At 60.5% G+C, this 23,832-nt stretch carries 17 protein-coding genes; 14 read left to right on the forward strand and 3 right to left on the reverse strand.

The features are described from left to right. Positions 1-271: 271 nt before the first annotated feature. Positions 272-2,125 (forward strand): ABC transporter ATP-binding protein, encoded by a 1,854-nt coding sequence (locus ACI7M0_RS15940; RefSeq protein ID WP_028697022.1) that lies wholly within the window; start codon positions 272-274, stop codon positions 2,123-2,125. A 76-nt stretch (positions 2,126-2,201) separates the two neighbouring features. Here the strand turns inward: ACI7M0_RS15940 and tssM are convergent, their stop codons facing one another. The 3 genes from tssM to vasI are packed head-to-tail and all read right to left on the reverse strand — an operon-like array spanning position 2,202 to position 7,920. After that, positions 2,202-5,822 carry a type VI secretion system membrane subunit TssM gene (tssM, locus tag ACI7M0_RS15945; RefSeq protein WP_129932274.1) on the reverse strand — a complete coding sequence of 1,207 codons (3,621 nt, stop codon included), beginning with the start codon at positions 5,820-5,822 and terminating at the stop codon, positions 2,202-2,204. Beyond that, on the reverse strand, positions 5,819-7,282 hold the full coding sequence (gene tssA / locus ACI7M0_RS15950) for a type VI secretion system protein TssA (RefSeq protein ID WP_129932275.1): 1,464 nt from the start codon (positions 7,280-7,282) through the stop codon (positions 5,819-5,821). The genes tssM and tssA overlap by 4 nt, the downstream gene beginning before the upstream one ends. After that, on the reverse strand, positions 7,270-7,920 hold the full coding sequence (vasI, locus tag ACI7M0_RS15955) for a type VI secretion system-associated protein VasI (RefSeq protein ID WP_177413598.1): 651 nt from the start codon (positions 7,918-7,920) through the stop codon (positions 7,270-7,272). The genes tssA and vasI overlap by 13 nt, the downstream gene beginning before the upstream one ends. A gap of 326 nt (positions 7,921-8,246) precedes the next feature. On the opposite strand from vasI, the gene tssB reads away from it, so the two are divergent. From tssB to ACI7M0_RS16020, 13 genes are all read left to right on the forward strand, one after another. Continuing rightward, positions 8,247-8,750: a type VI secretion system contractile sheath small subunit gene (gene tssB / locus ACI7M0_RS15960; RefSeq protein ID WP_129932276.1), complete on the forward strand. Its 504-nt coding sequence runs from the start codon at positions 8,247-8,249 to the stop codon at positions 8,748-8,750. A 17-nt stretch (positions 8,751-8,767) separates the two neighbouring features. Next, complete coding sequence (gene tssC / locus ACI7M0_RS15965) at positions 8,768-10,258, forward strand: type VI secretion system contractile sheath large subunit (RefSeq protein ID WP_064491562.1); 1,491 nt, start codon at positions 8,768-8,770, stop codon at positions 10,256-10,258. Continuing rightward, positions 10,255-10,665, forward strand: a complete 411-nt coding sequence (gene tssE / locus ACI7M0_RS15970; RefSeq protein WP_010953542.1) for a type VI secretion system baseplate subunit TssE — start codon at positions 10,255-10,257, stop codon at positions 10,663-10,665. Before tssC ends, tssE begins: the two co-directional genes overlap by 4 nt. Positions 10,666-10,668: 3 nt before the next feature. After that, positions 10,669-12,435 carry a type VI secretion system baseplate subunit TssF gene (gene tssF / locus ACI7M0_RS15975; RefSeq protein ID WP_129932277.1) on the forward strand — a complete coding sequence of 589 codons (1,767 nt, stop codon included), beginning with the start codon at positions 10,669-10,671 and terminating at the stop codon, positions 12,433-12,435. Continuing rightward, the gene (tssG, locus tag ACI7M0_RS15980) at positions 12,399-13,415 is read left to right on the forward strand and encodes a type VI secretion system baseplate subunit TssG (RefSeq protein WP_129932278.1); all 1,017 of its coding nucleotides are present in this window, start codon (positions 12,399-12,401) and stop codon (positions 13,413-13,415) included. Before tssF ends, tssG begins: the two co-directional genes overlap by 37 nt. Then, positions 13,412-13,981 carry an FHA domain-containing protein gene (locus ACI7M0_RS15985; protein WP_129932279.1) on the forward strand — a complete coding sequence of 190 codons (570 nt, stop codon included), beginning with the start codon at positions 13,412-13,414 and terminating at the stop codon, positions 13,979-13,981. Before tssG ends, ACI7M0_RS15985 begins: the two co-directional genes overlap by 4 nt. Then, positions 13,978-14,775 carry a type VI secretion system lipoprotein TssJ gene (gene tssJ / locus ACI7M0_RS15990; RefSeq protein WP_064491557.1) on the forward strand — a complete coding sequence of 266 codons (798 nt, stop codon included), beginning with the start codon at positions 13,978-13,980 and terminating at the stop codon, positions 14,773-14,775. The genes ACI7M0_RS15985 and tssJ overlap by 4 nt, the downstream gene beginning before the upstream one ends. Positions 14,776-14,830: 55 nt before the next feature. Continuing rightward, positions 14,831-16,168 (forward strand): type VI secretion system baseplate subunit TssK, encoded by a 1,338-nt coding sequence (gene tssK / locus ACI7M0_RS15995; protein WP_129932280.1) that lies wholly within the window; start codon positions 14,831-14,833, stop codon positions 16,166-16,168. A gap of 1 nt (position 16,169) precedes the next feature. Then, positions 16,170-17,039, forward strand: a complete 870-nt coding sequence (gene icmH / locus ACI7M0_RS16000) for a type IVB secretion system protein IcmH/DotU (protein WP_064491556.1) — start codon at positions 16,170-16,172, stop codon at positions 17,037-17,039. 131 nt (positions 17,040-17,170) lie between these two features. Next, positions 17,171-17,686: an Hcp family type VI secretion system effector gene (locus tag ACI7M0_RS16005; RefSeq protein WP_003251355.1), complete on the forward strand. Its 516-nt coding sequence runs from the start codon at positions 17,171-17,173 to the stop codon at positions 17,684-17,686. A gap of 74 nt (positions 17,687-17,760) precedes the next feature. Beyond that, positions 17,761-19,929, forward strand: coding sequence for a type VI secretion system Vgr family protein (locus ACI7M0_RS16010; protein ID WP_405314370.1), 2,169 nt, complete (start codon positions 17,761-17,763; stop codon positions 19,927-19,929). Further along, entirely contained in the window at positions 19,926-20,849 is a 924-nt protein-coding gene (locus ACI7M0_RS16015; RefSeq protein WP_129934041.1) for a DUF4123 domain-containing protein, read from the forward strand. The genes ACI7M0_RS16010 and ACI7M0_RS16015 overlap by 4 nt, the downstream gene beginning before the upstream one ends. Next, positions 20,842-23,832, forward strand: a complete 2,991-nt coding sequence (locus ACI7M0_RS16020) for a T6SS effector BTH_I2691 family protein (RefSeq protein WP_405314613.1) — start codon at positions 20,842-20,844, stop codon at positions 23,830-23,832. Before ACI7M0_RS16015 ends, ACI7M0_RS16020 begins: the two co-directional genes overlap by 8 nt.

Genomic DNA, 23,832 nt, shown 5'->3' on the forward strand with positions numbered 1-23,832 from the left:
GTAAATTGAAACGGTTTGAAGGCGGAATGTGTCACATCCTCTGCTGACGCTTTATGACTCATGTCAAAAAAACGACAAAAATGATGCTGAACACGAAGTTGCGTCAATTATACAGCATCAAGGCAGAATGAAATCAATCTGAAATGTAATGAGTTGCAAAGGTTTGTTAACAAACACCCCAAGGCCGACCTTTTCCGGGTTAAAAACAACAGTCGCCAAAGGCAAGCCGGCAGGGCATTGGCCAAGCAAGAACCGTTTTCCGGAGACAAGCATGCTGCGTATTTTTGAACGTCGGCTCGACCCCTTCCCACCCGACGAGGTACCACCGCCGCCCGTTGGCCTGTTGCGCTTCATGTGGGCTTGTACCCGCGGCGCCCGTGGCTACATCCTGGCGCTGGCGCTGCTCAGTGCCGGGGTGTCGATATACGAAGCCTGGCTATTCGCGTTCCTGGGCCAGGTGGTCGACCTGCTCGCGTCCTGGCAGGCAGGCGGTACTGTTGGCCCCGAGGAAAGCCGTGTGCTGTGGGGGATCGGCATCGTCCTGGTGGTCAGCATCGGGCTGGTGGCGCTGCGCACCATGGTTCAGCACCAGGTGCTGGCGATCAACCTGCCGCTGCGGCTGCGTTGGGATTTTCACCGCCTGATGTTGCGCCAGAGCTTATCGTTCTTTTCTGACGAGTTTTCTGGCCGGGTCACTACCAAGGTGATGCAGACGGCGCTGGCAGTACGCGATGTGCTGTTTACACTCATTGAAATCCTGCCTGGGATTGGCGTGTATTTCATCGCGATCATTGCCCTGGCCGGCGGCTTTGCCCTGAAACTGATGCTGCCCTTCATTGCTTGGGTCGTGCTGTTCGGCTTGGCCATGCTGTATTTCGTCCCCCGGCTGGGCAAGGTCGGGCAGGAGCAGGCCAATGCCCGGTCGTCGATGACCGGGCGGGTTTCTGACGCTTACACCAACATCACCACGGTAAAACTGTTTTCGCACTCCAACCGCGAAGCGCACTTTGCGCGCGCAGCCATGGAAGATTTCAAGCAGACCGGTTTTCGCCAGATGCGCCTGGTGAGCCAGTTCGAAATCGTCAACCAGGCGTTGGTGGTGGGCTTGATCTTTGGTGCCGGTGGCTACGCACTGTGGCTGTGGCACCAGGGCCAGGTTGGCACCGGGGCCGTGGCGGCAATCACCGCCATGGCCTTGCGCGTCAACGGTATGTCGCACTGGATCATGTGGGAAATTACCTCGCTGTTCGAAAACATCGGCACCGTGCAGGACGGTATGGCCACCCTCACCCGCGGCCCCAAGGTGCAGGATGTGCCGGGTGCTGCAGAGCTGGTAACCACGGGTGGCGCGGTGAGTTTCGACAAGGTCAGCTTCAACTACAACGGCGAGCGCCAGGTGCTCAATGAGCTGACGCTGCACATCCGTCCGGGCGAAAAAGTCGGCCTGGTCGGCCGCTCCGGCGCCGGCAAGTCCACCTTGATCAACCTGCTGCTGCGCTTCTACGACGTGGACAAGGGGGAAATACGCATCGACGGCCAGAACGTCGCCAAGGTCACGCAGGATAGCCTGCGCAGCGCCATCGGCATGGTCACTCAGGACACCTCGCTGTTGCACCGTTCGATTCGCGACAACATTGCCTATGGCCGCCCCGATGCTACCGAAGCACAGATCCGTGCCGCTGCGGCCAGTGCCCAGGCCGATGGTTTCATCAGCCAGCTCAGCGACCGCCAGGGCAACAGCGGTTACGACACCCTGGTGGGTGAACGCGGCATCAAGCTGTCTGGCGGCCAACGCCAGCGCATTGCAATTGCCCGGGTGATGCTGAAGAACGCACCGATCCTCCTGCTTGACGAAGCCACCAGCGCGCTGGACTCGGAGGTGGAGGTGGCCATTCAGGAGAGCCTGGATGAAATGATGCAAGGCAAGACCGTTATTGCCATCGCCCACCGGTTGTCGACGATCGCCGCCATGGACCGGCTGATCGTGATGGATGAAGGGCGCATCATCGAGCAAGGCACCCATGCCGAACTGTTGGCGAAAAAGGGTACCTATGCACGGTTGTGGCAGCATCAGAGTGGCGGGTTCCTGGGTGAGGATCAGGGCGTGGCCGAAGCTGTGGAGTAAGCAGAGGCCGGGGCAGCCAGCGCATACCCAGGCTTCGAAAGCCTGCCCAGTCAATGAACTGCGCCCCTGACGATGCTCATGGTCGCTGCCCATCCGGTAGCACCGCCTGCACCACACTGGCTGGCTGTTGCAACAAGCCTCGGGGCAAGCGGAAACCTTTGAAAGGTTGCTGGGTAATGGGATTGAAGGCTTTTTCAGCGTTAAGCCGATAGCGCATCACGCCATCTCCGGTCCTGAAGCTCAGGTCCACGCTGGTCGCCGTCCGGCCATTGAGCGCGCCGCGGCTGAGCAAGCGAAACATCGACCACGGGCCACGGTACTCCAGGCTGCTGCTGTTGCCATTTTGCCTTAGCAAGGTGAGATTGCTGCGGACCTGCTGCCCCAAGGTATTGGGCCAGACAATACCCGTGATATGGCTTGGCCCATGGGTGTAGGCAATCAACTGGCCATCCAGGTCCAGCAGGCTGGTACGCTGGTTCGCACTGAGCCCCAAGGGCTCGATGCTGAACTGCACACTCAGCTTGCCACGCTGATCGAAGAAGGTTTCGCGGATGCGCTCCGCCAGCTCGAGCTGCTCGATCACGTCGGCACGAATCAGGGATTGCCCGTGCTGAGCGGACTGCAAGGCCTCAAGGTTGTCCTTCAGGAAAACCTTGAGATACCGATCATTAAACTGCTGCAGGCGCCCTTTCGGCCCGAAGAACGCCTCGAAGTCATCCAAAGAAGCATCGGGTGCCTTCACCACAAAGGGGTAGCGGCCTGCCAGGCGTTGCTGGAAAAAACTGTACACGTCAGCATCCCAACGTCGCTCCAGTTCGCGCAGTGCTTCAACGTTCAGCACCTGGGCAGTCTGGTCGGCGAGCTTTCTGACCTGGTGGCTGATAGGCTCCGGTAAACCTGTGGCAATACGTTGCAGGGTGCCGATCGGGTCCTGCCCTGTCATCGCAAAGCGCTGATGCACGGCTTGCAACGCGGCCTTGCCGCGGTCCGGGCTGTCTTGTACGGCCTTGGCATAGTCCAGCACGGCCGCAACAGCGCCAAGGGTTTCATCGTAGTAGCTCGGCTTTTCTCCTGTCGCCTGCAGCATGGCGCCCAAGCCTGCAAACGCCCGCTGGATGGCCAACGCTTGCTGTTGCTCGGGTTTTCCGGTTGCTACGCGCAGCGTACTCAGCTCACCCGATGCTTCAACAGCTGCTGGAGGCGCAAGCGAGGTGTTATCTCTGACCGTATCCAGCAGCCGTTGCAACGGTGCTGCGGGGCCGGTCAACTGCTCCAGGATCGCGACACCATGGTCCAGATCACGGAAGTCAGCCACCGTAAAAGCGTTCAGGGCGCGCCGCCAGCTGTCAATGTAATCGGCGCTGTAGAGGTTATACAGCCGCTCGGTCAGCGCATCGCGGTCGACGTCCGAATAGTCGAGTTGACTGCGCTCCCCCAATGCCCATTGATCAACCATCGCCATTTCAGCGAAGCGTTGGCTGTGCGGCTCGAAGTATTCCCTGAAGCCTTTGGCGGTGAGCATGGCGGCCAGCCGTACATCCTCATCCCCTTGCCTGGCCCCGGAAGACGGCTGGTACACCACATCGAACGCAGGCCCTACCTGGTGGCGCAGGTCCAGCCCGGCGTGCAACTGCTGGTACGATTGTTGTTTCAGCCCTGCATAGACCCGCTGTGGCAACGGCAATTTGCGCAGCGCCTGCTGCACTTCGCTGACCCGCTGGCGGTACTGCGGCAAATCGGTATCGGCATAGGCCAAGGCGTATTTCAGGTGCTGCATGAGGTCACGCTGCAACTGCCCCTGGCCAGGAAAGGCCCGCTGCCACTGACGGGCCATCCAGTCCTCGACCCATTCGGGCCGGCGGCTGTTACGGTCCTCGATCATCCGGTAAACCCTGAGCGCGGCCATTTGTTGCTCGCTGCCAGGTGGTGCTGCGTTCATGGCATCGATCACACCACTGGCCAAGGCCGGCAAGAAACGTTTAGACAACAAGCTGAGGTACGCCTCATCAACCAAGGGACCAATGTTGCGCCCTTGATACAAGCCAAAATCGGCAACCACCGGCCAGGCCGCACGATAGTCGCCAAACACCGCCACCGCATCGCGAATCTGGTCCAGTGGCGCCAGCAGGTTGCGCCCGGTCGGATCAAGACGCATATCGACTTCGTGACCGCTGTACTCCTGGCTTTTGGCGAGCACACTGGCAGCCTTGGCGCCATTGATGTCGGCGTAACGCTGCCAGCTGGCAACGGCGATACTGAACGCCAGGATGCCTACACCAGAGCCCACCCACAGCAAGTGGCGCTTGCTGCGCGCAACCCGAACATTGTCACCCGCCAGCCCGGCTTCCTGATAGATAACCCGCCTGAATGCTTGCTGGATGAAATAGACCAACGCCTTCCCCTGTGCCTTACCTTCACGCAGGGGCAGCTTCGTCGTGTAGGGCTGAGCCGCTTCTCGGACAAAGGCATTGCGCATGTCGCCTTGCTGTACCACTGACGACCAGTACACACCACGTACCAAGGGTGGCGTGGTGAACCGGTCACTCGCCAAGGTTTCGCGCAGGAATGCCTGCAGTATGGGGCGCAACCCGATCAACTGTGCATGCAGTGAGAACAGGCGCCCGCACGGCGCTGTCTTGCCCAGTACATCCAGCCGGTCGATGACCTGCTCCTGCAATTGGGTGAGAAGCCGCCCGTAGTGCTCGTCATACTCATCCAGCCAGGCGTCGAACGCGTCAACCGCATCCAGCTTGAAGGTGAACCCCAACAGGCTTTCACGCTTGGCGGCCGGAAGCTGGCTGTAGAACTGGTCGAAGCCGTCCAGCAGATCGAATTTGGTCAGTACCACGTACAGCGGCAGGCGCGCCCCCAACTGACTGCTCACTTCGTAAAGGCGTGTGCGCAACCCATGGGCCAGCGCGACGCGCTGCTCGGGCTTGCCATGCAGCAGCGCCGGCAGGTCGACCACCAGCAACACACCATTGAGCGCCCGCTGGCTTCGCTTACGCTGCAGCCAGCCCAACAGGTGCTCCCACAACCGGGCCTGGATGCCGGGCGGCGCGAAGGCTTCGGAGGGGGCGTTGGCCGCCGAGCCCGCCGGCGGTTTTTGACTGATGAAAACACCGGGCGGGTCGATGATCACGGCATCGTCGCTGACCCACCAGCCTACCGGGTAGGCCAGTGCTTCAGCCTGTCGGCCCCGTGCCTGGGCCTGGTCGATACGCGTCAGGGTAAAGCGCTGATCGGTGCGGTCGATGAAGCTGCTTTTACCGGACTGTTCGTCGCCCAACACCAGGTACCAGGGCAGCCGGTACAACGCGCGTCGCCCACCGGCATTGTCGAGGTACCGCTCAAGCCCCTGGCTCAAGGCCCGCTCTTGCGCCTGCACGAACGGTAGCGCGACATCCTGTTCGGCGGCCAGTGCCTGGCGGCGCTCCGCTTGCAGGCGGCGAAAGCGCGTGCGCAGCACCCCAAGCCAGCACAGAAGCGGCACCAGCACCAGCACCAGGCTTGCCACGCTGCGATGAGCCACATTTGCCAGCGGCTGCTGCTCCCGCCACGTCCATTGCGGGCCAAGCCACCAGATAGCGACCAACATCAGCATGGCGCCAAGCCCGAGCAGCAGCGGCAGTGCCAGGCCAATGCGCGTTACCCACGGCAAGCCCCAACGTTTGAGTTGCGTCCATATTTGATTCATCGAGGCTCCTGATCCTTGTCTTGAACTGCCAGCGCTGGGGATGCGGCGTACTGCTGAAGCCGCTGAAATACCTCGGGCTCCCACGCACTGGCGGTGGTTTGCTGCATGGTTCGGGCAACGCTGGCGCACAGGTCCTGGGCCAGCCAGGACACGCCCCGCGCGGCCAGCAGATCGGCTGCAATCACCGTGGTGTGGCAACGCTCACGGGGAGCACGAAAGCCCGCTTGCAGCCCTTGCAGCCGAAGGAGCAGCGGTTCTACGCCACCCGTTTCCAGCTGGCTGACCAGCTCCTCGCGCAGGCCGCTGAACTCCTGGGGGGTTGCACCTTGGCCTGACGGCCCTTGCGTGCCCTTGAGCCAGGCCAGACACTGGTCGTCGACAAAAACCAGTCCGTCGCTGAAGCACAACTGCTGCAGCGAAGGCATACGCTGTACAAACCGGGCGGTGGCACAACGGATGGCCTCGGCCACCTCGCACATCGCCAGCTGTGTGGCGACGGTCGCAGCCAGAAAGCTGCCGCGAATCCAGAAGGGGCAAGCCGTCAGGCTCTTTTCAATGCGCTGCAGCAAGGCGGGGTCAACCACCTGACTGGCTATGGCCTCTTCATAGACCCGCGTGATATCCAGCGGAACCGCCATCAATTCCGTACGGTTGCCCTGCCTGACTTGGGGAGCAACCTGAATGTGCGCCCACAAACCGAAACGCCGTAACTGGTAGCCGGTAGCGTCGTAAGGGTCCTGCTGGTTGATGAGCTCGGCCATGAACAGCACGGCCCGGCGTGTCTCACGCTCATTGCCCATCGACATGCGTGACACGGGTGTGGCGATGACATCGGCCAACGGTGCAGGCTTCTCGGTTGCAGCCGGCGCTTTGGGCACAGCAGCCTCGCCGCCACCGCTGGCAAGTTCCGAGTATTTGCCTAGCAGGCGCTCAAGTTCGCCCAGTGCTGCCGTGTCCAGCTGCACCGTTTCCTGTTGTTGCAAGCGTTTCAAGGCAGCCTGCGCTGCCGCTGCGTGGGTCGGGGTGTAGGTAAAACGATCAAGACGCGGGAGCGCCTCGGCCAAGCGATCGATCACCAGGGCAACCAGCTTGCGCTTGCCCAGGAAGCCTTTCGGTCCCGGCTTGGGATGAGCGGCCTCCCAATAGCACTCGAGCATGCCGGCCAGCAACGCCAAGGTGCATCCCCACTGCTCCCAGCAGCCGCTACGCAACCATGCGGCACTCAGGTGCGCAACGATTCGCAAGTGCTTGCATTGCTGGCTCAGGTACTGACGGGACGCGTCTTCGATGTAGACCCAGTCGATCGAGGCTTCCTGCAGCCCACCCAGCTTGACCATCTCCTGATCAATGGCCTGATAGGTTTCGTCCTCGACATCGAACAGGCCAGCCGGAACTGCCGGATCAATCGGCGCAAGCAACCGAGCGACCTCTTCCCCGGATACCTGCGCTACCACCGACATGTGCTTCGCGCCCGGCTGATCAAGGGGTCCAGGCCTTGCGCATCGAAGGTCAGCCCGTCGACCTCGCCGTGATCACTCACAACCTCGATACGCTGGGCACCGATCAGCTTCCTGATCTGCTCGATGGCGGGCAGGCCCCGCCCGGCATCGAGCACTTGGCCGTTCTCCATCACTTGCCAGGACGTCTCACGGGTAGACCAGCCCTCCCCGCTCAGCCGTACCTTGACCCAGCTTGCTTCGATCGGGCGCCTGGCAATCAGCTGTAGCCGGGAGATGGCCTGGATGCAACTGATTGCCATGTAAGCACGTTCATCACCCGATGCGATGGCGGGCGCCGAAATCACAAGCGCTGGTGCGCCTGCCCCGTCCTGGGGCTGGCTCCCGATGCGAAACGTCAGGTCATCCAGTGCCCGTTCAACTTCATTTGCCATCACCCGTAACACAGTGGGGGCCTGCTGCTCCGGTGCAGACCACTGCCGTTTTGGCGTGTACGCCGGGGTACCAGCAGCCTGATCGAAACAGGCCAGTCGCTCGACGTTGGACACGATCCGGGGACAGTCCCGCGTGGAGCCTGCCAGCACCGGCTGCAGACAAAACAGCAACGAGAGACCGGCGCCATATGCACAGCGGTTAATCATCCTGAATTTACTCTCCGAAAAGTACAAATGGCCTATATGGAGCAAAGAACTTTCCTACAAATAGAAAGCAATGCCCACGCACCCGCGCGACCAATTAAAACAACTCCAGCAGAAGCCTATTACACAGTACCGAACGCACACAAACAAATATTTCCTTACATCTTAATGCTCGACCGAAGATCATTCTTGCGTGCATGGTTTTTATAGAAATTGGACAAACAACCCAACCCACTAAACATATGTGGGAATCTTCCTACAAGACCGAGACAACAATAAACACAACTAGCACCTGAACATCCCACAACCCAACAGGGAGTTGCGTACCGATGTCTAAAAATACGGGATCCGTTGCGCCGAAAGAGCGCGTCAATATCAAGTATGTCCCCGCTACCAGCGATGAGCAGGCTGAGGTGGAGCTGCCGCACAAGATGCTGGTGCTGGGCGACTTCGGCCTGGATGACAGCCGTGCGCTTGAGGACCGTCAGGTCATGCGCATCGATAAACATACATTCAACAGCGTGCTGAACGACGCCAACGTGAGCCTGGACGTGACGGTACCGTCCAGGCTCGGCACCGCCCCGGATACCGAGCTGGCCGTCCACCTGCAGTTCAGGTCCATCAACGATTTCGGGCCGGACCGGATCGCGCGCCAGGTGCCTGAGCTGAACAAGCTGCTGGCGCTGCGCGAAGCACTGGTCGCCCTGAAAGGCCCGCTGGGCAACGTCCCGGCCTTCCGCAAGCAATTGCAGCACCTGCTTAACAACGAGCAGGCGCGTAAGCAGCTCGCCCAAGAACTGGACCTGGTGCTCGAGGCGCCAGAAAAAAAATGAGACAACGGAGCGTCCCCATGCCCAAGCCAAGCAGCACCGCCATCACCACAGACGCAACGGCCGACACATTGAGCAATGCCACCTTGCTCGACCAGATCATGGCAGAAACCAAGCTGGTGCCTGCTCAGGAGGGCTACCAGATTGCCAGGCAGGGCGTATCTGCCTTCATCGCCGAAATCCTCAAGAGCAATGACCCGGATCAACTGATCAACAAACACCGAGCCGACCAGATGATTGCCGAGATCGACCGAATGCTCGGCAAACAGATGGATGCCATTCTGCATCAGCCTGAGTTCCAGCAGCTTGAATCATCATGGCGCAGCCTGAAACTTCTGGTCGACCGCACGGACTTCAGGGAGAACATCAAGCTTGAAGTCTTGCATGTCACTAAAGAGGACCTGCTCGACGACTTCGAAAATGCTGCTGACATTACCTGCAGCGGCATCTACAAGCATGTTTACACCGCGGGTTATGGCCAATTCGGGGGAGAGCCGGTTGCGGCCATGGTAGGCAACTACAACTTCGGCCCCTCTTCCCCTGACATCAAGTTGCTAAGTTACATGGCCTCCGTTGGCGCCATGTCCCATGCCCCTTTTCTTGCTGCACCTGCCCCCGAATTCTTCAATTTGAACAGCTTCGAGGAGCTGCCTAACCTCAAGGAAATAAAAGACCTCTTCGCCGGCCCTCGGCATGCCAAGTGGCGCGCTTTTCGTGAAAGCGAAGACGCCCGCCACGTCGCCCTGACCGGGCCGCGCTTCATGCTTCGCTCCGCTTACCACCCGCAGGAACAACCGATCGAGAGCTTCAACTACAACGAAGACATCGCCGGGCAGCACGACAACTACCTGTGGGGCAATTCTGCTTTTCTGTTAGCCAGTTGCATCAACGACAGCTTCGCCCGCTACCGCTGGTGCCCGAACATCATCGGCCCCCAATCGGGTGGTGCCGTCGAAGACTTGCCGGTCCACCTGTACGAATCCCTGGGCCAGTTGCAGGCCAAGATTCCTACCGAGGTGCTGATATCCGACCGCAAGGAATTCGAACTGGCCGAAGAGGGCTTCATCGCCCTGACCATGCGCAAAGACAGCGACAACGCCGCGTTCTTCTCCGCCAACTCGGTACAAAAGCCCAAGCACTTCCCGAAAACCCCTGAGGGGCTTCAGGCACAGACCAACTACAAGCTGGGTACACAGTTGCCCTACCTGTTCATCGTCAACCGGCTCGCCCACTACATCAAGGTGCTGCAGCGCGAGCAGATCGGCAGTTGGAAAGAGCGCCGTGACCTTGAGTCCGAGCTGAACAAATGGATCAAGCAGTACGTCGCCGACCAGGAGAACCCGTCTGCCGACGTTCGCAGCCGCCGGCCGCTGCGTGCCGCCCGTATTGAGGTCTCGGATGTTGCGGGTGACCCGGGCTGGTACCAGGTTTCGCTCGCCGTACGCCCGCACTTCAAGTACATGGGCGCGAACTTCGAGATTTCCCTTGTCGGGCGGCTCGATACGCAATGAGTGGTCTTTTTGATCGCCTGATGGTGGACCAGTGCACCCGCCGGGAGGCCTCCCGACGCGAGAGCGCTTCCCACAAGTTCGCCGCCATCAAGCGCCACCTCGAAACGCTGCTGAATGCCCGCCAGGGGTGCTCCCAGAGCAGCCCTGAGCTGGGCCTGCGCGACTTCAATGGGCATGACGTGAGCAACGGCGACTTGCTTGTGCAGGTGAGCGCGGATATCCGCCGCACCCTCCAGCGCTTCGAGCCGCGCATACAGGTACGCACGCTCAACGCAGTGCCCGATACCCATGCCCCGCTGGAGCTGCATTTCAGGCTGGATTGCCTGGTACAGGTCAACAACCACGCAGAGCAGCTGCAACTCGAGCTGCTGGTCGATGGCCACAACCGCTACACGCGCGTGAGGTGACCGATGTCACTGAGAGACAGTTTCAGCGAAGAACTGCGTTACCTGCACGAACTGGGGAACGACTTTGCCAAGGACAACCCACAACTCGCGCGGTTGCTTGGCAAAGGTGCCAGCGACCCCGATGTCGAACGCCTGATGGAAGCCTTTGCGTTCCTGACCGCCAAGCTACGGCTGAAGCTGGAAGACGACTTGCCAGAGTTGACCCATCCCATGCTGCAGTTGCTGTGGCCGAACTACCTGCGGCCGCTGCCCAGCGCGACGATCATCAAGTTCAGCCCGGTGAGGCAATCCCTCAGCCAGTCACAGCGCATCCCAAAGGGGTCGCGGCTGTTCTCGAAACCGGTAGACGGCGTGGCCTGCGAGTTCCGCACCTGTACAGCGGTCAACATTCATCCGTTCGAGATCGACACGGTGGCAGCCACCCTGATATCCGACAGTTCTGTGATCTGCATCGGCCTGCAATCACTGGTCGAGCGGCCGTTGAACAGCCTGGGCTGTACCAGCCTCGACTTTTACCTCAGCGGCGATGCCCGAACCGCTCGCACGCTTTACCTGTGGGTTTCTCAATACCTCAAGCATGTCAGCGTGACCATCAACGGTGAGGTTCGTCGGCTGCCGGCAAACAGCATCGCATTCCCAGGGTTCAGCCCCAACGACGCCTTGCTGCCTTACCCACAGAACGTCTTTGATGGCTATCGCATCCTGCAGGAGTACTTCGCGTTCCCTCAACGCTTCCACTTTTTCAGCGTTACCGGCCTGGAAAAGATCTGGCCAGCTCATGACAGCCAGCAGGTAAACCTCGAATTTCACTTCACGCGCCAGCTACCCGACTCGCTGCGTGTCGGCAAAGCAGATTTCAACCTGTTCTGCGCACCTGCGGTCAACCTGTTCCAGCACAGCGCCGAGCCCATCGACCTGTCCGGCAAGGACGCCATGGTTCCACTGAAGCCCAAGGGCACAGCGCCGCACGGCTACGAAATCTTCAGTGTCGACCAGGTGATCAGCACCCGAACGACGACTGACGGTAACACCGGTGAGCACCTTCGGACCTTCCGTCCCTTCGAGTCCTTCGCCCATGAAATCGAGCACGTCCAGGGGCGCACGGCGCTGTATTACCGCTGCCAGCTGGAAGAGTGCCTGCACGGCAATGGCGTCATGCATCGAATCGCCTTCGTCCGCGCCGACGCCAACAGCTACATAGGCGAGCTGGAAACTGCGTCCATCGACCTCACCTGCACCAATCGGGACCTACCGCTGGCGCTAGGCGTGGATGACATCAACGTCCTGAGCGAACTTACGCCGCCGCTGGCCACCTACACCAATCTCTGTACCCCCACCCGCCCCTGTCGCCCGGTGCTGGACGGCCAGTTGCAGTGGGCGTTGATCTCCAACATGTCGCTCAACTACCTGTCCATGCTCTCGGTAGAGCCGCTGAAAGCGGTGATCCGCGCCTATGACTTCATGGCCCTGCACGACATCCAGCAGGCCCGCACCACCCGTAAACGCCTGGAGGGTATGCGCGACATTCATACCCAGCCCATGGATTGGCTGATCAAGGGGCAACCCATTCGCGGCCTGCACACCCTGCTGAAACTGGACCAGACCGCCTTCCTCTGCGAAGGCGACTTGTACCTGTTCAGCTGTGTGCTCGCTCATTTCTTCGCCCTGTACGCCAGCATCAATTCCTTCCACCAGCTGGAAGTGATCAACACCACCAATAACGAGCACTACACATGGCCAATACAGACCGGCAAGCAACCGCTGATCTAGCCGACAAGCTGCTCTGCGAAGCGCACCAGTACAACTTCTTCCAGTTGCTGGAGTGGTTGCACGGGCTGCATGGCGATGACCTGGAACCGCGTTGGCCGGACAAGGCCACCCGGCTGCGCGTGCGCCTGGCCTGCGACACACGGCTGACCTTCCCTGTATCGGACGTGTACAAAGCCCAGCGAATGCCCGCTGAGGAAGAGCGCTACCGCATCGTTGCCACGTTCCTGGGGTTGCACGGCACCGATTCGCCATTGCCCACCTATTACCTGGAACAGGTGGCGTACGAACATGCGCATGGCATCGGTGTACGACCGGCCTTCTTCGACTTCTTCAACCACTACCTGCTCAGCCTGTTGCACCGTATCTGGCGCAAGTACCGCTATTACATCCGCTTCCAGCCAGGTGCCAGGGACGGGTTCTCGCAGTACGTGTTTGCCCTGCTGGGGCTTAACGACAAGCAGTTGCGAGGGGACACGGCGCTGCCCTGGAGCCGCCTGCTCAGTTTTGCCGGCGTAATCGCCAGCCGCAGCCGTGCGCCGGGCACTGTGGCCGGCATCATTGCGCACTGCTTCGACCTCAAGCAGGTGCACATCCGCGAGTTCGAGACGCGATCAGTCGTCACGCCGTCCAGGCAGCTTGCAAGCCTGGGGCGGACCAACGGCCAGCTGGGCAGCACGTTCATGATTGGCAGCCGCACGCGCACCCGCAGCAGCAAGTTCACCATCGTGATCAGCGAACTCGACCAGACGCAGCTGCGGGACTTGCTGCCCAGCGGCATAAACTTCGGCCGTTTGCGTGCACTGATCGACTTTCTGCTGCGTGACGGGCTGGCCTATGACCTGGAGCTGCGCCTCAAGCAGAGCGCGTTGTCACCCTTCTGCTTGTACCGCAGCCAGGGCGCATACCTGGGCTGGACCAGCTTCGTCGACGACCGGCATGGCCAGATCAGCCCGGTTGTACGCTTCCGGGGGCGCTCATGAGCACAGTCACCTTGAGCATCACCAACCTCGACCAACTGCAGCACGGCGTTACTGCTCGGCACCTGTTCGATTGCAAGGGCGGCACCATCGGCAGCGGGCGAGCAAACTGGCGGATCAATGACCGCGATCAGGCCGTTGCGCCCATCCACTGCGAAATCCGCTGGATCGAAGGCAGCTTCTGTGTGATCGACCACTGCCACCGCACCTACGTCAATGGCAGTGCCAACAGCCTGGGGCCGCTTCCACCCAGGCGCCTGGTTGAGGGTGACCAGCTTCTCATTGGTGCCTATCGCCTACAGGTTCAGTACTCCCAGGATCAGGCCTGCACACGCTCGCTGGAGGACCTGTTCAACCCGGACCCGAGGGTGCTCGACCGCCTGATAGCCGAAGCGCCTGCACCCGCTTGGCCGGCACAGCCTTCTGCCCCCCAACCAGCCGTCGAGATCTGCTCGGTCTTCAAAGCAGCCATGGGGAACGACCCTCTGGCAGCGCTGGACGCAGCAGACGGTGAAGGGGCACTCCGAGAAAGCCCGCTGCAGCGCCTGATTGCCGGAGCATACCCATGAAGCCTCATCCACTTCTCCTCGCCCCCCTGCTGCTTGCGCTGGTCGGCCCCGCCGGCTGCACCTCTTTGAGCAGAATGAGCCAGGTGGCCATGGACCACTCGTTGCCCATCGGGCCGCCCAAGGATCACCCGACCGAGGTCGCATTCAGCATCAATGCCAGCCCTACCCTCAACGGCAATCCGGACAGCCTTGACGTCGCAGCCGATCAGGATCGCGCCCTGGAGCCCAGCCCCTACGCTGTGACCCTGAGTGCTGGCGACCCCTATGCGTTGACCGAAAAAATCGGGGTTCTGTTCGAATACCTGCAAGCGCAATTCCCGGCCATGTCCCCCGTCGAGCTGGACGAAGGAGACGAAAGCGACCCGGCTCGCTCGCCCCTGGAAGAAAGCGGCCCCGGCAGCTACGACGACCCTCAGGTGGCGTTGACCTTGCCGCGCACCACAAGCGTTGCCTCAGCGCTGGTCGCCACGCCCATTGCCATCACGATCCTGCAACTGCGCGACGACTCACTGCTGCGCAACACCGTGTACCAGCTACTGGAGCAGGACCCGGCCAAGGCGCTGCGCAGTACCTATATCCGTAGTGACGACTACCTGCTGCGCCCTGGCCAGTTCAAGTACATCCCGTTCGAACCCATCCACGCCGAAACCCGCTTCGTCGCGGTGATTGCCGACTACCGAGGCCATGAAAACGCCAGTTGGCGGCAAGTACTGCGCATTCCGCCGCGTGGCCGCCAGATCATGCTGTCGGTGTTGGTCAACGACACGCACATCGTGCTCAAGGAAGAAGACTGATGGCGCCTCAACACCCTTTGCCCTTCCTGCTTACTCACGCTGACACGGAGCGCCCATGAGTTCACGCAATCCCGTTCTCTGGCCCGAAGGCCTGTTCGTCAAACCACAGCATTTCCAGCAGGCGACAAGGGCCAGCGAAGCAGCCCTGCACCAGCGCCTCGCCAGCCTCAATGCAGCCTTCTACGGCTTCAGCGAACTTCAGTTGAACGACGAATACCTGAGCCTGGGCAAAGTCGCCATCACCCGGGCGCGAGGTGTGATGCCGGACGGCACGGTGTTCGACATTCCCGCCGACCTGCCGCCACCGCCGCCGCTGGAAATCGGCGACGACGCGTGCCAAGACAGTGAGGTGTATCTGTGCCTGCCGCTGCGTACCGATGGCGGCCGCGAAGTGAGCTGGCCCGACAATGCAGCCAATTTCCGCTATACCGCCCAGGCACAGGAAATCAAGGATACCCACACCGCTGACGGTGACCTGGTGCAGGTAGACCTTGCGGTGCCCAACCTGCAGCTCAAACGCAAGACCGAAGACAGCAGCGCCTACACCCGCCTGGCCCTGGCACGTATTCTGGAACGGCGCCCCGACGGCAGCCTGCAACTGGACGAAGCGTTCTACCCCACCAGCGTTTCGGTGCGTGCGGTGCCAGCGCTGCAGCGGTTTCTTGAAGAAATCACCCATACCTTGCGCGAGCGGGCGCGCGGCCTTGCCACGCGGATTGGTGCCTCGGGCCAGTCCGGGATCGCCGACATTCGCGACTTCAACCTGCTGCAGGCCATGAACCGTTGGTGGCCATGCTTCCAGCATCTGGCCAGGCAAGCGCAAACGCACCCCGAGCAGCTGTACCTGTGCATGAGCCAGGCCTGCGGCGAATTCGTCACCTTCACCGACCAGAACCGGCTGCCGCAGGAGTACCCCGCCTATCACCACACCGCACTGCGCACCTCCTTCAAACCGCTGGAAGACACCTTGCGCCGGTCTCTGAGCACCGTCTTGCGGCCGCGCGCTGTTTCACTGGCGCTGGAGAGCGAACAATTCGGCGTGATGACGACCACGCTGGAAGACCGCCGGCTGATCGACGAAGCCGACTTCATCCTCGCCGTGCGCGCCAGCATGCCACCACAGGCGTTGCGCCAGATGTTCATCCAGAAAGCCAAGATCACCTCACTTGAGTCACTGAATGACCTGGTGCCGCTGCAATTGCCGGGCATCCCTTTGTTGCCATTACCCGTGGCGCCCCGCGACCTGCCCTTCCATGCGGGCTTCAGCTACTTCGAGCTGGACCGACGTGACCCGGCCTGGGCGTGCATGAGCAAGGCGAATGGCTTCGGCATCCACATTGCGGGCGACTTCCCAGGGCTTGAACTGCAGTTCTGGGCGATCAGGAGTGAGTGACATGGGAAAAGACAACAATACGCCCACCGATGAAAACAACGCTGCAGTCAACGCGCTTGATTCAACCCTTGAACAGCCAGTACCCGCCCCCCGGGCTGCGGCAACCAATGCGCAAATATCCACGGACAAACCTGAGCCAGAGCCCGTTTCCGAAGGCTACCCCGCTGACCCGGAATTTCAGCTGCGGGGCGGCTTCGCCAACCTGATGCTGGATGCCGCATCACCGTTGTTCGGCTTGGTTATACGCCTGCGTACGCTGGACGAGCTGCCGAACATCCAGGACGTGCACCAGCAAGTACGCAGCCAGATCGACAACATTCAGGAAGAAATGCGCCAGCACGGTTACGAGCCGGCTCAGTTGCTGGCGTACTCCTACGGTCTGTGCCTGTTCATAGACGAGGCCGTTATGGAGCGGCCCTGGGGCAAGAGCAGTTGCTGGAGCCAGGAGCCGCTGCTCAGCATCTTCCACGACGAGACCTGGGGTGGGGAAAAAATCTTCACGGTGATCACCCGCCTGATGCAGGAGCCCAAGCGTTATCAGGACGTACTTGAGTTCATGTACTACGCCCTGTGCCTTGGGCTGAAGGGCAAGTACGCGCTCGCGCCGAAAGGCGAAGAAACACTCAACGCACTGATTCACCAACTGCACGGGATCATCCGCGAACTGCGCGGCCCCACCCCCGAAGAAGTCTGCGACCCCTACACCAATGTGGCCCCACGCAACTTCCGCATGAGCCGGCAATGGCCCTGGTGGAGCCCCTTGGTGATTTCCGCCATCGCCATGGCGGTGGCTTACAGCATTTACAGCTATCGCCTGCACCTGATTACCACCGAGGTGCTGGAGTCGCTCAACGGCATTTTGCAGCAGTAGCGCGTCGATCCACGGCGCAGCTGATTCATTGAATTGACGAGGTACCTGCCTCGTTGACAAGCCCATCGTTCCTGATGGCCACGCCGCCCGTGGTGGCGTGATTTATCCATATGGATGTAGGAGAAACTGCCATGCCAACACCTGCTTATATCAAGATCATAGGCCAGACCCAAGGCAACATCACCGCTGGCGCCTTCACCGCTGACTCCGTCGGCAACGTGTTCCAACAAGGCCATGAAGATCAGATTCTGGTTCAGGAAATCAAGCATGAGGTGACTACGCCCACTGACCCCCAGAGCGGTCAGCCGAGTGGCCAGCGCGTGCATAAGCCTTTCATATTCACCAGTTCACTGAACAAAGCTACCCCCCTGATGTATCAGGCACTTGCCACCGGCGAAATGCTGCCAACGGTCGAGGTCAGCTGGTATCGCACCTCGTCGGAAGGCAAACAAGAGCATTTTTTCACCACCACGCTCGAAGACGCCACCATCGTCAGCATCAATACCGTGCTTCCCCACGCACTCGACAAAGACAATGAAAACTACACCCAACTGGTTGAAGTATCGCTGGCTTATCGAAAGATCACGTGGGCTCACGATGTAGCCAATACCGAAGGCTCTGACGACTGGCGCGCACCTGCCGCCTGACCTGTGCAAATGCCCCGGGCAGGCCATGCCCGCCCGGGCTTTGTGTTGATTCAGACGGCGGACAAGGATCTTTTATGCCTAGCCAATCTGATTTGCGCTACAGCTTTGAGGCACTCGTTGGCAAAGCTGAATTCGAGGTGGTGTCGTTCGAACTCCGAGAGGGCATCAGCGCCCCCTTTGAACTGGAGCTGAAACTGATCAGCTTCGAAAACGACATCGACTTCGGCCATTTGCTCGACAAGCCCGTGCTCTTCACCATCCTGGAGGGCGAACGCCCGGTACGGTACGTGCACGGCCTTGTCAGCCGTTTCAGCCAGGCTGAAAGCGGCTTCTACCGCACCTACTACCACGCGCTGGTCGAGCCCCAACTGGCACGGGCCAACCTGCGCTCGAACTGGCGCATCTTCCAGCACAAGACCGTTCCGCAAATTCTCGAGCTGATGCTCAAGCGCCAGGGCATTGACCAGTACGAACTACGCGCCAGCCTGGACCACCAGGTGCGCGAATTCTGCGTACAAGCCGGCGAAACCGACCTCGACTTCATCGCCCGCCTCGCGGCCGAAGAAGGCTTTGTCTACCGCTTCGAGCACAACGAAAAACGCCATAAGCTGATCATCACCGACAGACTGCAGTCACTCGGTCTGATAAGTCACGGTGTCATCAAACACGAGGACGACGCCGAAGGCTTCTACCGTGAGCGTGAACCGTCAGCCCCGGACACCGTGCTGTACCATTCCAACCACGGCGGCGACCAGCCTCAAGCGTGCCTACGGCGCTTGCGCTACAGCGAACAAGTGCGTACTGCACGGCAGGTTCAACGCGACTACACCTTCACCCACCCGGCCTATCGTCAGGAACACAGGGCCTCGGGCCCCTATCTTGAGCACCAGTCCACGGACTATGAGTGCTTCGACTACCCCGGCCGTTACAAACGCGATGCCGTTGGCAAGCCGTTCACCGAAAACCGCATCACCGGCTTGCGCCATGACGTGCGTATTGCCCAAGTGCAAGGCGACGATGTGCGCCTGCAACCAGGCCTGAGCTTCACCCTGACCGGCCACCCGCGCAACGACCTGAATGTGCATTGGCGGGTCAGCACGGTTCGCCACGAAGGCAGCCAGTTCACCAGCCTGCAGGAAGAAGCTGCCGGGGCCGACCAGGGCACACGTTACGAGCAAAAGGCGGTACTGGTGCCAGGCAGAACCGAATGGCGCCCAGCTCCGTTGCCCAAACCACGCGTTGACGGCCCGCATATGGCCACCGTGGTGGGGCCGCCCGGTGAAGAGATCTACTGCGACGAATGGGGCCGGGTCAAGGTCAGCTTCCCCTGGGACAGAGAAAGCCAGGACAACGCGTTCAGCTCCTGCTGGGTACGCGTATCCCAAGGCTGGGCCGGCGGCAGCTGGGGCTCGATGGCCATCCCACGGATTGGCCAGGACGTGATCATCCACTACGTCAACGGCGACCCCGATCAGCCGATGATCACCGGCCGTACTTACTGCGGTAACCAGTTGCCACCCTACGACCTTCCCCGCCACAAGACCCGCATGACCATCAAGAGCCAGACCCACAAGGGCGATGGCTTCAACGAGCTGCGCTTCGAGGACGAACTGGGCCAGGAGGAAGTGTTCATTCATGCCCAGAGGGACCAGAACAATGTGGTCAAGCACGATGAGACTACGCAGGTCGGCAATGACCGCAAAGAGCAGGTCGATCACGACGAATCGATCCTGATCGGCCACGACCGTACTGAAACGGTTGGCAATGACGAGCGCATCACCATTGGGCAGGACGCCGCGCTCGACATCGGTAGAAACCACACGATCAGGATCGCCAAGGACCGTGTCGAAAACATCGGCAATCACCGTCACGACCAGATCGCCGCCAATCACCACACCCGTATCGGTGGCAACTTCGAGCAACGGGTCGAAGGGCATGCCGAGCTGGAAGCCCGTGGGGATATCCGCAGACGTACTCGCCGTTATGAACTTCGAGCATCGGAAGCCGTGGTCATCCAAGGCCCTGGGGGCTCCATTCGAATCGACGAAACAGGCATCACCCTGGACAGCCCGACGATTCGCATCACCGGCCAGATGCTCAAGTCGGCAAATGGGACGACAAGCCCCTTTTCCATCAGCAGTGCCCCGAACACCGGCAAGCCTCTGGAGCGCTTGTGTGGGCGCCGCCCTGATGGTACCTGCCCCCTGCCCGATTGCCGCTGTATCCGAGGGCCAGTCCAATGACTACACCGTCATCAGCTGCTCCGCGCAGCGAAGACTTCGCTCACAGCTGCCGCTTTCTGCTGCTCATGACCAGGGCAATCGAGTACTGGGCCTATCGGCCCATCCCGCAGGAAGGTGAACTGGTTCCTGCTTATGCCCCATCGGTACTCGACCTTATAAACGCTGTCAGCCGAAATACTCAAAAGGCATGGTTATGGAAGAACAGCGCCCTGGATGACCGTCATGAGTTTGGGCCTTTGCTGGTGGACGTTGCAGACGCTCACGAGCTGCTTGCCCATGCAATCACGACCTGGATGCCTATCGGTGGAGCCATCGCGCTGGATGCCGAGGTTGGCCTGGCAGCGCTGGCAGACCACTTCACCAGCCTGGTGCAGGTCGTGCTCCCTGACCACAGCGTTGCCACTCACCATGTCACACCGGACCATCTTGCAGCCTGGCTGAATGCGCTGGACGACGATCATCGCAAGGCCTGGCTTGGCCCGGTGTCTCGGTTGGCATGGCGAGTCAACTGGGGGCCGGCTCATGAGTGGAAAACACACGAAAACAAGCCGATTGCTGCCCGCTCAAAATCAGAACTGCCTTTGACCCTCCAGCAGCTTGAACTTGATCGGCTGCAAGCAGGCATGCACGAGCACTTTGTCCTCTCATTGGCGCATGAGGTCTTGGCCATGCCGCCCCATGCCAACCATACCTTGGCGGACATACGCCTATGGATAGAAACACTCCTGCCGCAACTGACAGCCCTCAATTTCCGGAGCGAGGAAGTTGCGGGCCAATTCATTCGGCTGATAGCCGGGCACATGTGGCTGATGAGCAATGACAAGGCGGGAAAAATCTACACCAACCTCGAAGAGTCGCCCCAGGCCCGCCTTCGCGAGCTCCAGGCACTGGTCGAAAGCAAGGAGCCTGCCCATGACTAACGCCTCCGTCAGTAGCGCCACCTCCGGCCCTGCCTGCAGCGCACGCGTACCCATCCTGCCAGTGCGCTACGCCATCGTGCCCCGCACCGCCGACGCCCCCGCCTGCCGCTATGCCGATGCAGGCTTCAACCTGGAACAAGGCTTCCCCACGCTGCAGCACTCGGCCTACACCCTCCGCGCTTTGCGCCCGGGCTATGTCTACGTGTTCATGAAAGGCCTTCAGGGCGAAAAGCTGGTCATTCACGAGTACGTCGGCGCGGGCCTCTACAAGGAGCTGCGCTACCAAGGGCTGGAGGACTACCACCGCCGTGAGCGCTACCTGTCCGGCCAGAGCACCGGCTGGGTGTGGGCCGATACCTGCCAGGACACCGCCAAGGAAGTGTGGATCGGCTACAGCCCGCACCTGTGGACCAACGCCATCACCGCCCGTATCACCGGTTCGGCAGCCCTGCGCAAACGGCACATGCGCCAGCTGGACATGGCCGAGCTGGTGAGCGGCAACCCGGCGCCGTCCACCCAGCCCCATGTGTTGCCAGTCAGTGCCCTGCAAACCTGGGTCGAAGACTTCAAGCCAACCGAGCGGCGCATGCCGCTGACCTGGAGCAGCGACCCGATCACCGAAACCTTGCCCATCGGCAACCTCACTGCCATCGCCCGGCACTACCCCTGGACCCAACCGAAAGTGCCGGTGGTGGTGGCGCTCGCCGATGCCGAAGGCATGGCCCTGGACCTGAGCCTGTCGGTCTCGGCCTACCAGCATCAACTGCGTGACCTGATGCCGGCCGAGCAACTGGAGCACACGAAACCCGCCCAACCTCCCGAGCAGGAGCGCGTGCCGGCATGCTACCGGCTGGATGCCGAACAGCTCAGCCCGCAGAGCCGCGACTTTCACCATCGCAACCTGGTCGCCATGCTGCTGAACAAGACGCTGGAAAGCCTGTACCCGGCGGATGCCCCTTCACCGGAACTGGCCGCGTTCAGGCTGGGCACGTCACGCCGGGGGCCTGCCCTGTCGCCGGCCGAGTCCCATTTCCAGGCCCTCACCCATGAAGACTACTCCCCCAATGGCGCACGCCTGGCACAGCGCCTCGATGTCGACAAATACCGGCGCTTCCTCGCCGAACGCGACGCGCTGGAACGGCGCATTGCCGCCCTGCGCAACCTGGCCTTGCAAGCCAGCAACGATCATGACGCGTGGCTGGCGACGGCCGAATCCCAACACATCGATAACCCCTACAGCCTGGCAGCCGCCTTGGCCTGTTACGACCGCAACGAACGCACCTCCGCCCGCGGTCTGGAAATCTCACTGGCGTTGCTGATTCACCCAATGGGCCAACCGACACCCGGCACCGAAGATCATGACCGGCGTTTCAAACGCCTGGAGCAATGGCTGGACCAGCACGACAGCCCGCTTTACACCGCCTTGGCGCCGTTCAACCCGTTCAAGGACAAAGCCGATTCGATCGGCACCTTGTTCGGCGCCAGCGACAACGTGATCGAGGGGCTGGCCGGTCGCTTCCCGGCCATGGCGGACATCACCGACCTCACCGCCCAGTCGGTCAATACCGTGGTGCTCAAGCGCCTGCGTGGCCAGACCCGTTGGGATGCCAGCCATGGCCTGCGCCAGCAAGTGTTGCTGGCAGCGCGTGAGGCCAATGCCGAGAAAGCACTGGGGTTGTTGGCGGCGCGCTATCGAATCACCGAGCAGGCCATTACGGAAAATCCATTTAGCCAGGAGGTGCAGCGGTATTTGAAGAGCGGCATGGCGCAGGTTGAAGAGATGAAAGCGTTGCGCATCTCGGGTAGCCGCACGGTGTCGATCGAGCTGACCACCACTGCACGGGTGAAACCTAACTTTCTCGGGCTGCTCACCTCCGGCGGTGGTGGTGGTTTAAACGCGGGGATGCTGTGGTTCAACATCTTATCGCTCAAGACGGCTTACAACAGCCTGCAAAAGAGCGACGCACCGGAATACACCCTGGGGTTCGCTTCATCTGTTTTCGGGGTGATCGGTGCAGCGGCAGCGACATTGGTCAGCGTGCGGGCAACGCAAAAGGCCGTCATGCTGAGATTAAGTGCCACAGCGCCGGGTATGGCCTTTGGCAATGGGGTTATCAAGTTTGTGAGTAGCAATCTGTTTGCGCGTTTAGCCGGATATCCGGCAATTGCATTTTCTCTGATCTCAGATTGGTCAAAGGGATTACGCCAATTCGATAACGGTAACTCTACGGCTGGCAGATACACAATTGCTGGTGGATTAACCATGGCCATTGGCTCTGCTGTCACTCTTGAAGCAGGACTTGCCATTGCGGGAGCTACAACGCTAGTACCTTTTGCCGGATGGGCCGCCGCTGCCCTTGTCCTAGTAGGCGTAGCCATCATCGCAGGAGGCCTCTACCTACACGCCAAGGCACATGAACGCCTTCACAGCCCAATAGAACTGTGGGCAGCACGTAGCATATTCGGCAATCGCATCAATGATGGAGAGTCGCACGCCGACATCAACTTGGACTTTGACAAGAAACTTCCTGCTTTCACCTCACTGCAAACAGAAATTAAGGCTTGGCACAATGAACATTACGGGCCCAAGTTACTATCAGCCGAGCAGGCCCTATCCCTCGGCATAACTAAAGCCGACACCCGATGGCATCAGAATAACCACTGGTCGCCGCCAAATTGGACAGCTATCACACATAACGAAGTAGCCACGCCCCAACCAACCGTAGAGTTCACAGTGCTGCTGCCTGCATTCAGGCTAGGCGTAAGTAAATGGTCAGGAAGTTTGAGTTCCCTCCGTGACGACCAAGGAATTGACGTATTCCCAATCACTCCAACCGGACACATCGTAGACGCTGGCTTAATCCTGCATTTCGAGAACACGGTTGCCAACCAAAATCATGTCTCACTGCATCTAGCTTACAGCGCTAATCAAGGCCTGGACGAAGACAATGAGATCCTGTCAATTTTTCGTCTGGAGCGCTGA

This window comes from Pseudomonas sp. 10(2024) (assembly GCF_045164175.1).
Lineage (GTDB): Bacteria > Pseudomonadota > Gammaproteobacteria > Pseudomonadales > Pseudomonadaceae > Aquipseudomonas > Aquipseudomonas alloputida.